The organism is Pontibacter sp. HSC-14F20 (assembly GCF_019599265.1).
Lineage (GTDB): Bacteria > Bacteroidota > Bacteroidia > Cytophagales > Hymenobacteraceae > Pontibacter.
In genome coordinates, this window is record NZ_JAHZTC010000003.1 from 254,772 (window position 1) to 270,076 (window position 15,305).

Consider the following 15,305-nt stretch of genomic DNA (forward strand, 5'->3'; position numbering starts at 1 on the left):
ATGCCAAAGAGTCTTCTCAAAATAAACATTGCAAACGAGCTGGATGTGGTGCTGGCCTACAGGCGGGCTATGCAGCTTTCCGAAAAAACAGGTATGGCACAGGCAAACCAGACCAAGTTTGCAACGGCTGTGTCAGAAATATGTCGCAATGTGGTGGAGCATGTTGGCAATGGTACCATCCAGTTTGGCATTGTAGAGGAGAGCGGGCACAACTACCTGGAGGCTAAAGTGACGGACCGCGGGCGCGGTATCGGAAACCTCGAGCAGATCTATGACCGGGCCAGGTATGCCAGCAGCGCCACAGCACGTGGCATGGGCATTGCCAACTCCCGCAAGCTCGTTGATTTTTTTGAGATCAAAAGCGAGCATGAGCAGGGCACAGCCGTGACCCTTCGCAAGCGTATTCCTGCCCAGTCGCCTGTTATCACGAAAAGCGTGAAGGAGGAATGGCTACAGGAGTTTAACGAAGAAGAAGGTATATCGCCGTATGCGGAGATCAAAAAGCAGAATATGCAGCAGCTCGAAATACTCGAAAAGCTACGGCTGCGCAACCTCGAAGCAGAACAGCAGCTGCAGGAAATCAGGAGATTGAACCTGCAACTTCAGCAATCCAACTTCGAAATACAGAGTCTTTCGGAAGAGCGTGAGCGCCGGAACATGGAGTTGCAGAAAGTGAATGCAGACCTGGATGACTTTGCACATACCGTATCGCACGACCTGCGGGCTCCCTTGCAAAACATCGGTGGCATTATCAACTTTCTGGAGAACAGCCTGCAGAACGGAAATAACGAAGACGCGACCTCCCTCCTGCCTATGTTACGGGAACAGGCCACCAAGATGGACAAACTGATAACAGGTATACTGGCTTACTCACTCGCTGGTCATCACAGTTTGCATCGCCAGATTGTATCCATCCGAACCGTACTGCAGAAAGTGGTGGAGTCGCTTTACGTACCGGCGCCTTTCAAAATAATTTTCCCGGATGACATGCCTACGCTCTATACCCAGGAGATCTATCTTTATCAGATTTTCAGCAACCTGCTTGGCAACGCAGTAAAGTATCATGACAGACCTGAAGAGGCCATAATTGAAGTGGAGTACAGCCTGCAGTCCGGTTTTATTTTTTTTGCCGTGCAGGACAATGGGCCAGGTATACCTCCTGAAGACCAGGAGCATATTTTCAGCAAGCACGAAGCCCTCGGCCATAACCGGACACGCTCCGACAGTTCTGGTCTGGGCCTTGCCATTGTGAGACGCATACTCGAAGAAAAACAGGGCAATGTGTGGGTGGAGTCAGCGGGGCGTGGTACGCGCTTCGTTTTTTCGTGGCCCGCCAACGAAGTGGTAACCGAATCGGAAGAAGCCGAATAAACTATAAAGCCTGTATACCTTGCGGCATACAGGCTTTGTTAGTATAAAACAAGATTGCCTTTAGTTTTTGCGTCTCTGGAAATAATCGGCCAGTATCTCTCTTACATCGTGGTTAGTGAGCGCTTTGGAGTAGTGCTTTTTCACCTTCTTAAAGCTCTTGATCCGCTCCAGGTCGTAAAAGCTCGCCGAGGAAGTCAGCATCAGGATGATTACATGATCGGCGGCATCCAAACCTTTGCGCTGGCATTCCTCCAGAAACTCAAAGCCATCCATCATGGGCATTTTAATATCTAGGAAGATGAGGTCAGGGCATTTGTATGTGTCATCGGGCTGCTCACCACAGGCTTTGCTCAGGTAGTCAATTGCTTCTCTGCCGTTTTTAAGTATCAAAATTTCTTTTGATACTTTCATATCGGTCAACAGACGCTTGTTCAGATAATTTGTGGTATCGTCATCGTCTACCAACAGCACTAGGTCAAGCATTTCGAATGCCTCCTTCATAGTTAGTCTTTTTATCTGTCTTAAATCAAAGGTGCAGTACATTTTGTACCATCGGTTACCCTGCTACCCGATTGAGCCACTAACACATTGTATACAATTAATGTTCAATATTGTGGCTCCTTTGTGCCAGATAGTAGAATTACAAAAGCAATACAACACATTCTATACCTAGCGCCGCAAAAATACATTTTTGATTGTGAAATTTAAAGCTAATGAAGAGGTTATCTATTTAAATTTTTCGGATAGTTGCACCAGTACCGACTTTCACATACCCTTTCTTTCTGCTTTTCCTGCTTCTGCCCCGCCACATGACAATACCTGTCACCCACAGCATGGCGGGCATCATCCCCAGAAAGAACCAGAGTACCCGGGTGAGCCAGCCTCCTATTTTCCCAAAGTGAATGGGTACGAACCAGTTACGGGTGAGCTGCCGACCCACAGGAGCCGTTTGCGGATTGTAATCATACACGGTCGCGCCGGTGTATTGATCCAGGTATACCATCGGGCGTTTCTGCGGACCAGCCTCCAACTCAGATGAAGCCAGGTAGGTCAGGTTGAGCGTTGCTATACTGTCTGGGGCCATAACAAGAGTGCGTTTGACGTAGCCTGGGTATAAAGCGTCCATTTTGTCAAGTGCCTGGTAGAGGGTGAGCGGCGCTATACCTTGTGTTGAGGGTGCGGATTGCAATGCTTTGACGTAGGGTGTCGGTTCGCCGGCCAGTGTTAGTTTATCCACTACGTTTTGGGTTTGCTCCTGAAAACCAAAATACGCTCCGGTAATTGCGGCCAGAAAAAGCGGCACACTAAAGTAGAAGCCAAACACATTATGCAGATCAAAATTGCGCCGTTTGAATGAGGCGTTGGGCTTGGGGCGCAGTTTGTCTCTTAGGTTCTGCTTTTTGCGAGGCATCCACAGGTATAGGCCCGTCGAAAGCAACACAAAGGCCAGCAACAAAGCACTTATTCGTGTGATCATGGCGCCGGTCTCGCCCATGGCCAGGTGGCGGTGCAAGTCCAGCACCGTATCCATTACACCGCGCCGTTTCTCAAGCTGACCGATGTAGTTGCCGGTAGCTGCGTCGAAAAATTGAAACTGTTTGTTGCCCTTTACCTTGACAATGTAATTCTCCAGCTCCCGCACCGGAAAAAAAATATTGGTCACCTGGCCACCAAACTGCTCTTCGGCCGTGCGAACCACTAAACGCACATCCACAGGTATAGCTTCAGGTTTAGAGCTTTTGTAGTGTTCAGGGTATAGCGCGACCGTCAGCTCAGGCTGGAAAACATAAAGCGAACCCATCAGGCCCATGAAGGCAAGTATGGCACCTGCTGTCAGGCCGATCCAAAGGTGTAGCTGAAGAAGTAATTTGCGCATGTACCCGAACTTGATATCGGCGGCACCGCCCTTTTCAGGACAATACCGCCGATATAGCATCATTTATGTTTCTATCTGTTAAAATCTAACACCAACTGTACCCTGCACTGTGGTAGGCGCACCCGGCATGATCACGGTAACCGATTGTGAGCCTTCGTAATACTTCACGTTAGTCAGGTTCTTCACGTTCAGGGCCGCATGGAAGCGCTTGCTGTTGTAGAACATGGTGGCGTCGTAGCGGGTATAGTCCGGCAGCATAAAACTGTTGGCGTCGTCTACCGGACGGTCCTCCACATACGTAAAGCCACCGCCTATACCCAAACCTTTCAAAAAGCCACTCTGCAGCTCATAAGTCGTCCAGAGACTGCTGTTGTTATAACCAACTCCCCTGAAGCGACGGCCTACCGTGCGTTTTGGATCCTCTGTGTTTAGGGCGTCTTTTGTCACGCGGGCGTCGGTGTAGGTATAGGTAGCGATCACATTGAGGCCCGGCAGTACTTCACCTGTCATGTCTGTCTCTATACCTTTGCTTTGCACTTCGCCCAGCTGCACGCTGGCGCCGCTTTGGGTCGGGTGCGGTACCACCACGTTCTGGCGGGTGATATCAAAGTAAGCAGCCGTCAGGTTCACACGATCGTTTAGCAGACCGATTTTTGTACCGCCTTCATACTGCACCGAAGTAATTGGCTTGAACGCCTCGCCTTCCAGTGTCTGTCCTATACCTGGCTGGAAGCCTTTGGAGAAGTTGGCATATACCGAAACCGGACCGTATACCTCGTACAACACACCCAGTCTTGGGTTAAAGGCTTTGTTCTTTTGCTTGGTCGTTTCGTCTATCAGGCGGTTTTCCTTCTCCTGTTCCCAGAAGTCGTAGCGGCCGCCGAGCAGCACTTTCAGGCGCTGGTTTATCGTAATGAAGTCCTGAAGGTAGAAGCCCAAAACATTCACGCGGTCCTGATAATCCTGTGAGTACGTGAGCAGCGAATAGTCCTTTGGCTTTGGGTTGTACTGTGGATTCAGGATGTCAAATACGTCGTAAGGAGCGCGCTTCACCCAAATATCAAACACAGAGCGTGAAATTTCTATACCTCCCACAGCCTTGTGCTCTACCAGTGCACTCGTGTTGAAATTGGCGTAGAGTTCGTTTTGGGTGGCGATGTTGCGGTCATAAGTATCCTGATCCTGGTGCTGGCGGTTGATGTGGAAAGAACCGTCTTTTAGCACAGTGGTTTGCTCCACTACATCGCGCGTTTCGGTAGCGTAGTTATAGTTAAAAGCATGGCGGAAACTCAATGCCTCAGAAAACTTGTGCTGCAGGTTGTACTGGGCCATGCGATTGGTAAACTCACCTTTATTGCCAGGCTCGATCACCACGCGGCTTCTCGACACAGGCGCGATCTTCCCATCAACAGAGAAAATACCGCGGTCAGATGGCTGGTCGTGGTTCAGGAATTCGGTTTCTACCGTCAAGGAAGTCTTGTCAGAGAAATCATACGTGAGGGCTGGAGCTACGAAAATGCGCTTGGTTTCCACAAAATCGCGATAGCTATCAGCACGCTCGTACACGGCATTGAATCTATATTTAAACGTTTTGCTCTCGTTAAAAGCACCGCCCAGATCGATGGCTGGTCTTACCAGACCAAAGTTGTTGGCCGTGATCTGGATGTCCTGGAAGGTATGGGCCGTTGGTTTTTTGGTGGAGATGTTCACCATACCGCCCGGGTCGCTCACGCCGTACAGCACCGAGGCCGGACCTTTCATCACTTCTATCTGCTGAATGTTGGCGCTCTCGCGGTAAGTACGCACGGTATTTCGGAAACCGTTTTTGAACACACTCTGCATATCAGTACGGAAACCGCGGATCTGGAAAATATCGGAACGGCCGCCAAAGCCCGTCTCCATACTCACGCCAGACACATTGCGCATAGCATCTTCCAGGCGCAGCACCTGCAACTGATCCAAGGCACGGCGCGATACCACCTGCACCGACTGCGGCACAGATTTTATAGGAGCTTCCATTTTAGTGGCCGTGGTAGCGGTGCGCTGCAGGTATTCGCCGCTGCGGTGTGCCGTCACCTGCACCTCACCAAGCGAATGCGCCGACGTAGCCAGGTCCACGTCTACAAACGAAGCTTTCCCGCCTGCCACTTCCAGCAGTTGCTTTTGCAAGGTATAGCCTATACCGGATGCCACCAGGGTATACTGTCCGGCCGGAATGTTTCTGATCAGGAATTTTCCTTCGTCGTCTGTTGTGGATCCGTAAGTAGTGCCCTCCAGCCCTACGCTGATACCGGCTATACCTTCTCCTCTTTCGGATTGGATGCGGCCTTCGATACGGCCTGTAGTTTGAGAATATGCCTGCTGTGCCAGAAGCACCAGGGTAAGCATAAAGAAAAGTATTCGCTGCATAAATATTATTTAGATTTATTCTAAAGAGTTCTGCAAAAGTATAGACCAAACCATTAACACAAAAGAGTTATTTAGATAATTTCTAAATAACTAAAAAAACCTTCTCACCCCCTTCTATACCTGTGTTCATACATCCTTTTCAGGCCTTTTTAAGTATCTAGAGTGATACCCACCAATAGAAAGTGGATTTAGCTGAACACTGAACCAGAACCAAGAGATATGGATACTTACAACCTGAAGCCAGAGCACATGCGTGCCCCCAATAATCTTTCTCGCGAAGAGGTAGAGAAAAGCCTGCAAGAGCTTGATAGCAAGATAAAAACCTTAAAGGCCCGCGTAAACGCCACCGCCGCTGACTCAAACCATACCTACCACGAGCATATTGCAGCGCTGGAAACCAAGCGCGAACTGATCGCCAATAAAATGGGTGACCAGGAAGACAGTCAAAGTAAATGGCAGGGCCTGAAAGACGGTCTCGACAGCCTGAAAAAAGACATGGACGACCTGTTCAAATAGAAACAAAAAGCCCCGGCACTAGGTATAGTGCCAGGGCTTTTCTTATAATTTAAGCTATATGCTGATTAGCCAACCACAGGCTCGCGGAAGCCTACCCAGGTAAAGCGCTTGATCACATACTCAGGGTTTGTGAAGGAAGCATTACCGGCCGGGTTGCCGCCCGTTACGTGAAAATCAGAGAAAGCTGCGTTCTGGTTCACATAGATACCACCCGTCAGGTTAAAGCTCACCGGAGTGCCCGCCAGACTCATTTCATCCATAATCTTCTCTTTAGTAGCCTCGTCGGTTGTGTAAGCACCGCATGAAATCGCACCGTAATTCATGGCCATCTCTTTTGCCAGCTCAATCGACTGATCTGTATCCTGGGTTTTGATAACAAGAGCGATCGGTCCGAACAACTCGCGGCTGAAGCTTTCTTTTTCTGTTGCGTCCACTTCATAAATAACCGGCGTGCAGATGCGGGCGTTGGCAAACATCGGGTTGCTGATGTCGCAGGTGCTCAGCACTTCTCTGCCTTTTACGCTAGCTGCCTCTTTCACGCGCTCTGAGGTGGCCGGATTCTGGATAGCTCCCAGAATGTGCGGTCCGGCTTTCGGGTTGTTCACCAGTCCTGTTACGGCATCGGCCAGTTTCTGCACCACTTCTTCGTATGGCATCATTTCTTCGCCCACTTTTACGCCGCTTGCCGGCACAAAGAAGTTCTGTGGAGCCGTGCACATCTGTCCGGAGTAAAGGCTAAGCGAGAAAGCCAGGTTCTGGGCAACTTTGTCGATGTCCTGCACCGAATCCAGGATGATCGAGTTCACACCAGTTTTCTCTGTGAAAGTCACTTTGCCTGGCAGGCTTTCTACGTAATTACCGAATTCTGAACCGCCCGTGTAGTCGATCAGTTTCACTTTCGGGTTTTCAGCCAGTTCCTTGGCGATCAGGCGTTCATTCGCGTCTACACCCAGTTGGCAGATGTAAGGGCTAAGGCCGTTTTCCACCAGCACTTTCTGCACCTCCGCTACCACGATTGCGATAGGTAGCACTGCTTTCGGATGTGGCTTCACAATAACCGGGTTGCCTGTAACAAGACTTGCATACATGCCCGGCACGGTGTTCCAGGTCGGGAAAGTAGAGCAGCCAATTACGAGACCTATACCTTTCGGTACGGCACGCCAGCTCTTGTTGAGTTTAAGGTTATACTTACCCATCGGCTTTTCCCACTCCATATGTTCCGGAAAGCGGGTCTGCTCTTCGTAGCCTGCCGCGATTGCCTCCAAAGCACGGTCGGCCGCATGCGGACCTGATGCCTGGAACGACATCAGGTAAGCCTGGCCGGTAGTGTGCATGGTAGCGTAAGCAATCTCGAAGAATCTGGTTTTCATGCGCTCCAGCGACTCGACAAGTATAGCAGCCCGGTCAACAGGTTTTACCTTGCGCCACTGATGGAAAGCCTCGTCAGCACGCGACACTAATGTTTCTGCGCTGAAATAAGGATACTCTATACCTAGCGGCTGCTGCTCATATGGCGATTCTTCCTGACCAGCCCAATTTTCAGCTCCATCATGCACCAATTCCGTAAATTTCGTGTTAAGGTGCTGCTTATACTTTTCACGGCCTTCTTTATCAGCATTTTCGCCATAAATATCAGGCATCGGATTTTCGGGATATTGGGCAAAAAAACGACGTTCGTGCAGGGCTTTTACAGCGTTTTCTAGAATGGAAAGATGTTTATTTTTCAAATCCGAGGTCATAGTATTTATTTTATATAATTAAACACATATATTAGAATCAATTGTTGGAAAGTTACGTATTTTTTTAATAAGCACGGGAAGCATCTTTAATTTTCGCCGGGCTGTATGCACTTTACCCGATACCTTTGTCTACTCAGCCAAGGTAGTATTCACCTAATAGTTTAATATGATTTAATGTTTACCCGAGGGCCAGTGGTTTACCGCTGCATACTTTCTTTCCTGTTTATAGTTTTCTGTTCGTCCCGGCTCACTGCGCAGCATTTGCCCGCTCCGGAAGGTATAGGAACTACGACTAAACCGCATACCGTCGTCTACAAGCTCAAGCCGCAGTCAGGCAACCAGCTGCGTATGGCTAGCGGTAATCCCATGCAAAAAGCCTTGCAAAAGGTAGGCGCCAAATCAGTGGAGCAGAAGTTCCCGGATAAGGCCCCCTCTCCTTTTGCCCGTAAAGCCCATGTGGACCTTTCGCTTATCTACGAACTATCTTATGACCCCGCGCATAACCTGGAAGCCGTACAGCAAGCCCTGCTGGCAACCGGCATGGTGGAATATGTGGAACCGCTTTACGAACGTGTGCCACTGTACCAACCCAACGATCCCTATGCCGACTCAACTAAAACCTCGCAGGCATACCTGAAAAATATACAGGCTTATGGCGGATGGGCCGTACAAAAAGGCGATACCAACATTGTAATCGGTGTACTGGATTCCGGTTTCCGCTTTAGCCACGAAGACATCAAAAATAAGATCAAGTTTAATTACGATGATCCGATCGATGGGATTGACAACGATGGCGACGGACTGATCGATAACTTCTACGGCTGGGATTTTGGAGACAGGGACAATATTCTGACCGATGATTCTCCTTACAAAGGGCACGGCACAAAAGTAGCAGGCGTGGCAATCGGCGAGGCCGATAACGGGGTAGGTATAGCGGGTGTTGGCTTCAATACCAAGTTTATGCCGATCAAGGTTTTCCCATCCACTTCCTATGGCAGCTTTGGGGGCTACGAGGCCATTGTGTATGCAGCAGACAAAGGTTGCAGCATTATTAATTTGTCCTGGGGAGGCACGGGATTTTCTAGTTATGAGCAGGATATCATCAATTATGCGGCGCTTGAAAAGGATGTTGTGATCGTGGCTGCGGCCGGAAATACCAATGCTTTTGTGAACGTATACCCGGCAGCTTACGACAATGTGCTGTCAGTAGGCGGCACGCATAACGATGTAAAAACCAACGGCCATACCTGGAACTACAGGATAAGCCTGACAGCGCCAAGTCAGAGCATCTACAGTACGACCTACAGCCGCGACAATTCTTATGGAAACGACACCGGTACTTCCCTGGCTTCACCACTTGTAGCTGGTGCTGCCGCGCTGCTGCGCTCTCAGATGCCACACCTCAATGCGGTGCAGGTTATTCAGCGGCTTCGTGCTACAGCAGACGATGTTTACCACCTGCCCGGCAATACTGCATATCATGAATTGATCGGCAAAGGACGCCTGAATGTAAAAAGAGCGCTTCGGGATGTACAGGCAAAATCAGTACGCTGCACTTCTTTCGGCATTGTCGATAATAAGGTAGCACAGATCGGCGACACCCTGCTGATTCACCTGAGTGTGATGAACTACCTCGATCCTACTTCCGCCTTGCAACTGAAACTCACCTCAACCTCGCCTTTTATTAAGGTGCTGGATGGTAATGAGCTCAATATTGGCACTATGGGTACGCTGGCGACAAGAAACAACCACAGTAAGCCATTCCGGTTCGTGGTGCTGGCAGATGCCCCGCACAATGCCCAGGCTACCTTCAGAGTCGGGTTTACAGATGACGTTTACCAGGACTTTCAATATTTTCAGTTGCCTGTCAACCCCGACTACCTTACCCTGACAGCAAACAACCTGCACATCACCCTGAACAGTAAGGGCAACCTCGGGTATAACGGGTATAATTTCGGACAGGGCATTGGGATTACGTACAAGGGCAGTACCTCCCTGATTTTTGAAGGCGGACTATTAGTAGCCACTGCCCCGGACAGGGTGTCTGATAATGTGCGCAACGCCAGCTGGCAAACTGACAACGATTTTGTAACGTTAAATGCTGCCCGGCTGCGCCATGGCACAAGTGATGCAGATCAGGAGATCAGTGGTTTGATGCGTGATAAATTCCCGGCTCCGGCCCAGGCGGGCGTGCAGGTGAGCTATAAAGGTATGGCCTGGAGCGAGTCCCCAGACGCCGACTACATTATATTAGAATACCTCATCCGCAATGTCACGCCTGACACGATCGAAACACTCCATGCTGGTCTTTTCGCTGACTGGAATATAACGGACGCCTACATGAACGTGGCCGACTGGGATGAAACGCTGAAGATGGGCTACGTCTATAACATGGGACAGGCATCGCCTTATGCAGGTATAAGTTTGCTTTCCGTCACACCTCCTTCTTATTACGCAATTGATAACCTGTCTGGTGGCTCCGCTACTTTTGCGATTGCCGACGGCTTTAGTACCCAGGAAAAATACAGAGCCTTGTCGGGTGGCGTGGCCCGGAAAAAAGCCTGGGGCAGCGGCTATGGCAACGATGTGGCCCATGTAGTCGGTACTACGGCCAACAAATTAGCACCGGGCCAAAGCCAGCTGGTTTCCTTCGCCATTGTAGCCGGCGATGATCTGGAGCAGCTTAAACAAAACGCAAAAGCGGCGCTCTTCAAATACCAGGTTATGAAAGCCGGACCTGCCCCATTGGCCATCAGCGATACGGTCTGCGTCGGCTCTTCAGTTAGCCTAGCGCCAGAAGGCGGCAAACAGTTCAAGTTTTATGCTGACGAAGCGAAAACCAAATTGCTGGGCGCAGGCAGCAACTTCAAGATCACCGCACTCGATACGAGCACTGTGCTGTATGTTTGCAATGCCGACTCTTTGTTTGACAGTCCGGTGGTACCTTTTGAGATTGTGATGGCCGATTCTCCGGTAGCTGGTTTCAGTATCGTGCAGCAACAGGAGGCCATGGAACCCGGCAATCGCGTCGACTTCCGCAACGAAAGCGAACACGGCAGTAGCTGGCGATGGAGCTTTGGCAATGGCGACACTTCTACGGAGCAGCACCCGAGCTATACCTACGCATTACCCGGAACCTATGACGTGGCCCTGATCGTGGCAAATGCCTATAACTGCGCCGAAGACACCGTCATCCGCCGAATAGAAATCAAAGAAAGCGAAGCAGTCGTTCCGCCGGTGGAGGCCCCTCAACAATTTCAGGTATACCCGAATCCGGCAGTGTACGAATTATACGTTGCGATGCCTAACGCTGACGCCGCCCTGACCTTATTTATGACGGACACGAAGGGAAGACGGGTTAGTCCAAAGTTACGCAGCCGTATGCCGCACAAGGCCATTTACGACCTGAGCGGTTTGGCAGAAGGGCTCTATATCCTTCAGCTTACCTACGAGCAAAATACCACAACCAAACGCCTGCTGATCATCAGACCATAAAAAATGACAGGTATAGGTATAACCCAACAGGAGCTATATCTATACCTATACCTATAGCTGTATCAAAACAAAACGCCCCGCTCTTTCGAACGGGGCGTTTCTATTGAGAGCAACTGCTCGTTAATTAAGCGTTAGCTGACTGCTTCTGCTGTAAACGGATCAGGTTAAGGGCTGAACCAGCCTTGAACCACTCAATCTGCCCTTCGTTGTAAGTATGGTTTACCATGAAGGCATCCTGAGAACCGTCTTTGTGCGTCAATACCACTTTCAGCGGTTGACCTGGCGTGAAGTTCTCCAGACCCAGGATATCAATCGTGTCATTCTCCTCGATCAGATCGTAATCTGCTTTGTTCACGAATGTAAGACCCAGCATACCCTGCTTCTTCAGGTTGGTTTCGTGGATACGCGCGAATGACTTCACGATAACGGCACGAACACCCAGGAAGCGTGGCTCCATGGCAGCGTGCTCACGGGATGAACCCTCGCCATAGTTCTCATCACCAATTACAACTGTACCAATACCGGCAGCCTTGTAAGTACGGGCAGTCGCAGGCACTGTGTCATAACCACGGGTCATGTCGTTGTATACCTTGTTGGCTTCACCGTTGAAGGCGTTGATCGCGCCGATCAGCATGTTGTTGGAAATGTTATCCAGGTGACCACGGTACTTCAACCATGGACCAGCCATTGAGATATGGTCAGTTGTACACTTGCCCTGTGCTTTGATGAGCAGCTTCAGACCTTTCAGATCAGTGCCTTCCCATGGTTTAAAGCCTTCCAGCAACTGCAGGCGATCAGACTTCGGATCTACTACTACATCTACACTGCTTCCATCTTCTGCAGGGGCTACATAGCCTGCGTCTTCCACAGCGAAGCCTTGCGTTGGCAGTTCGATGCCTCTTGGCTCGTCCAGCATTACTTCCTCACCGTCTGAGTTGATCAGTTTGTCAACCAGCGGGTTGAAGGTCAGGTCACCGGCAATCGCGAGAGCCGTTACGATCTCTGGGGAAGCCACGAACGCGTGTGTGTTCGGGTTACCGTCGTTACGCTTGGCGAAGTTACGGTTGAATGATGTGATGATCGAGTTTTTGCGGGTCGGGTCATCGGTGTGGCGTGCCCACTGGCCAATGCACGGACCGCAAGCATTTGCCAGCACAACACCGCCCATCTGAGCGAATGTATCCAACAGGCCGTCGCGGGCAGTGGTATAGCGCACCATTTCAGAACCTGGCGTGATAGTAAACTCGGCTTGTGCTACCAGCTTTTTGGTAACCGCCTGCTCTGCAATAGAAGCAGCGCGTGTAAGGTCTTCATAAGAAGAGTTGGTGCACGAGCCGATAAGACCTACTTCCAGTTTAGCTGGCCAGTTATGCTCTTTTACAACAGCTGCGAACTGAGAAATTGGCCACGCTGCGTCCGGTGTGAACGGACCGTTTACGTGTGGCTCCAGCGTAGAAAGGTCGATCTCGATCAGTTGATCGTAGAAGGCAGCCGGGTCAGCGTATACCTCGTCATCAGCACGCAGATACTCTGCTACCTCATCTGCCATTTGTACCACTTCTTCGCGGTTAGTGGCGCGCAGGTATGCACGCATGCTGTCGTCGTAACCGAAGATAGAGGTCGTAGCACCGATCTCTGCACCCATGTTACAGATGGTACCTTTGCCAGTACAGGACATGGCCTCGGCACCCTCACCAAAGTATTCCACAATAGCGCCCGTTCCACCTTTTACGGTCAGGATACCGGCTACTTTCAGGATCACGTCTTTTGGTGAAGTCCAGCCGTTCAGTTTACCGGTCAGTTTTACACCGATCACTTTCGGGAATTTCAGTTCCCAGGCCATACCGGCCATTACGTCCACGGCATCAGCGCCACCAACACCAATCGCTACCATACCCAGACCACCTGCATTTGGCGTGTGAGAGTCTGTACCGATCATCATACCGCCCGGGAAGGCGTAGTTTTCAAGTACCACCTGGTGGATGATACCTGCGCCCGGCTTCCAGAAACCGATACCGTATTTATTTGAAACAGAAGCAAGGAAATCGTATACTTCTTTGTTTTCGCTGTAAGCGTCCTGTAAGTCCTGGTCAGCACCAACACGTGCCTGGATCAGGTGATCGCAGTGTACTGTGGAAGGTACAGCCACCTGCGGCTTACCCGCCTGCATAAACTGAAGCAGGGCCATTTGCGCCGTTGCGTCCTGCATAGCTACCCTGTCCGGAGCGAAGTCCACGTAGGACTTCCCGCGCTCAAAAGACTGTGTCGCGTTACCGCCGTAGAGGTGCGCGTATAAGATTTTCTCTGTCAGGGTAAGCGGTCTGCCTACTGCGTTACGGGCAGCATTCACTCGCTCGGCCATCCCGGCATACAATGCCTTGATCATTCCTAAATCAAATGCCATAGTTTTGCTATTGTTATTATTTTTAATGCTTCGTTGTGAAGTTTACAAATGTACGAAATATGATAGTTTAAGCACAACATTAGCCGCGATGAATATAACATTTCCACCACTACCTGTGCTATTCGTCCGGATGTTTCGCATTTAACGATTCCTTCTCGTAATTTTGCCTTATGATACGTACATGTTTTAATACCCCGACAAGGCTGATTTTGTTGTTGGCTATGTCTTTCACGCAACTCTTAAGCGCCTGTGGCTCTATGACATCTACCGATAACACCATCAAGCCGGGTCCGTGGCGGGTTGCACTGCATGCCCAGGAGCAGGAGATTCCGTTTATCATGGAAGCGGAGGAAAAAGACGGCAAGACTGTGCTATACTTGGTAAATGCAGATGAGCGTATCCTGGTAGATGAATTTCATCAAGAAGGCGACTCGCTCCGAATCCGACTGCATATTTTCGATGCCGACCTGATCGCCAAAGTAGACGGTGATAAAATGGCCGGCCGCTTCACCCGCAATGACCTGGACTACCCTTATTCTGTTCCGTTTACGGCAGAGCATGGCAAGGCCAACCGCTTTAAGCCAAACCCAGCACCGGCCAGTTATACCTATACCGGCAAATGGGAAGTGGTGTTCACTGACCCGGACGGCAAGCAGTACAACGCGATTGGCATGTTTGAGCAGAACGACAACAACGTGACCGGCACCTTCCTGACCGAGACGGGCGATTACCGCTACCTCGAAGGACAGGTGGAAGGCAACGAGCTGAAGGTGTCGACTTTTGATGGCAACCATGCATACCTGTTCACGGCCACACCGACAGAAGGGGACAACCTGAGCGGCCATTTTTACGCTGGCCCTTCCCATCACGAAACCTGGGTAGCCAAGCGCAATGAGAACGCCCAACTGGCCAATGCCAACGAAATGACCCACTTGAAGCCAGGTTACGAATCGCTGGCGTTCACGTTCCCCGACCTGGAAGGCAAAGAGGTATCGCTGAATGACGAGAAGTATAAAGGCAAGGTAGTGCTGGTGCAGTTGCTGGGCTCCTGGTGCCCCAACTGCATGGATGAAACGCAGTTCCTGGCGCCCTACTACAGCAAGAATAAAGACCGCGGCCTGGAGATCATCGGTCTGGGCTTTGAGCGCACGAAAGGTTACGAGGAGGCCGTGCCGCGTCTTCAGAAAATGAAAGATCGCTTCGACATCGAGTACGACCTGCTCTACGCTGGCCCTGCTGACAAAGAAGCTGCCGCTCAGGCGCTACCGGCCCTCAACCACGTCCTCTCCTTCCCTACCACTATCTTTATCGACCGCCAGGGCAAAGTGCGCAAGATCCACACCGGTTTCTCAGGCCCCGGCACCGGCAAATACTACGAAGAATGGGTAGCAGACTTTAACAAGACGATGGACGAGCTGCTGGCTCAAAAATAATTGTATTTATTAGATCGGCAGGTATAGCACGGGCCGCTGCATAAAATGTAGCGGCCCGTGTG

9 protein-coding genes are annotated in these 15,305 nt (G+C 50.5%); 4 read left to right on the forward strand and 5 right to left on the reverse strand.

The features are described 5' to 3' along the window. On the forward strand, nucleotides 1–1,371 hold the full coding sequence (locus K3G39_RS05055) for a sensor histidine kinase (RefSeq protein WP_220625080.1): 1,371 nt from the start codon (nucleotides 1–3) through the stop codon (nucleotides 1,369–1,371). A gap of 60 nt (nucleotides 1,372–1,431) precedes the next feature. Here the strand turns inward: K3G39_RS05055 and K3G39_RS05060 are convergent, their stop codons facing one another. From K3G39_RS05060 to K3G39_RS05070, 3 genes are all read right to left on the reverse strand, one after another. After that, nucleotides 1,432–1,872 (reverse strand): response regulator, encoded by a 441-nt coding sequence (locus tag K3G39_RS05060; RefSeq protein ID WP_220625081.1) that lies wholly within the window; start codon nucleotides 1,870–1,872, stop codon nucleotides 1,432–1,434. 229 nt (nucleotides 1,873–2,101) lie between these two features. Further along, the gene (locus tag K3G39_RS05065; protein WP_255593995.1) at nucleotides 2,102–3,310 is read right to left on the reverse strand and encodes a PepSY domain-containing protein; all 1,209 of its coding nucleotides are present in this window, start codon (nucleotides 3,308–3,310) and stop codon (nucleotides 2,102–2,104) included. 15 nt (nucleotides 3,311–3,325) lie between these two features. Further along, complete coding sequence (locus K3G39_RS05070) at nucleotides 3,326–5,656, reverse strand: TonB-dependent receptor (protein WP_220625082.1); 2,331 nt, start codon at nucleotides 5,654–5,656, stop codon at nucleotides 3,326–3,328. 219 nt (nucleotides 5,657–5,875) lie between these two features. On the opposite strand from K3G39_RS05070, the gene K3G39_RS05075 reads away from it, so the two are divergent. Then, nucleotides 5,876–6,172 (forward strand): hypothetical protein, encoded by a 297-nt coding sequence (locus tag K3G39_RS05075; RefSeq protein WP_220625083.1) that lies wholly within the window; start codon nucleotides 5,876–5,878, stop codon nucleotides 6,170–6,172. A gap of 65 nt (nucleotides 6,173–6,237) precedes the next feature. Here K3G39_RS05075 and paaN read toward each other — a convergent pair whose 3' ends face one another. After that, entirely contained in the window at nucleotides 6,238–7,911 is a 1,674-nt protein-coding gene (gene paaN / locus K3G39_RS05080; protein ID WP_220625084.1) for a phenylacetic acid degradation protein PaaN, read from the reverse strand. A 174-nt stretch (nucleotides 7,912–8,085) separates the two neighbouring features. On the opposite strand from paaN, the gene K3G39_RS05085 reads away from it, so the two are divergent. Continuing rightward, nucleotides 8,086–11,406 (forward strand): S8 family serine peptidase, encoded by a 3,321-nt coding sequence (locus K3G39_RS05085; protein WP_255593997.1) that lies wholly within the window; start codon nucleotides 8,086–8,088, stop codon nucleotides 11,404–11,406. A 124-nt stretch (nucleotides 11,407–11,530) separates the two neighbouring features. On the opposite strand, the gene K3G39_RS05090 is transcribed toward K3G39_RS05085, so the two are convergent. Next, complete coding sequence (locus K3G39_RS05090) at nucleotides 11,531–13,810, reverse strand: aconitate hydratase (RefSeq protein ID WP_220625085.1); 2,280 nt, start codon at nucleotides 13,808–13,810, stop codon at nucleotides 11,531–11,533. Between the two features lie 257 nt (nucleotides 13,811–14,067). Between K3G39_RS05090 and K3G39_RS05095 the strand changes: the two genes are divergently transcribed. After that, on the forward strand, nucleotides 14,068–15,243 hold the full coding sequence (locus tag K3G39_RS05095; protein ID WP_220625086.1) for a peroxiredoxin: 1,176 nt from the start codon (nucleotides 14,068–14,070) through the stop codon (nucleotides 15,241–15,243). Nucleotides 15,244–15,305: the final 62 nt, after the last annotated feature.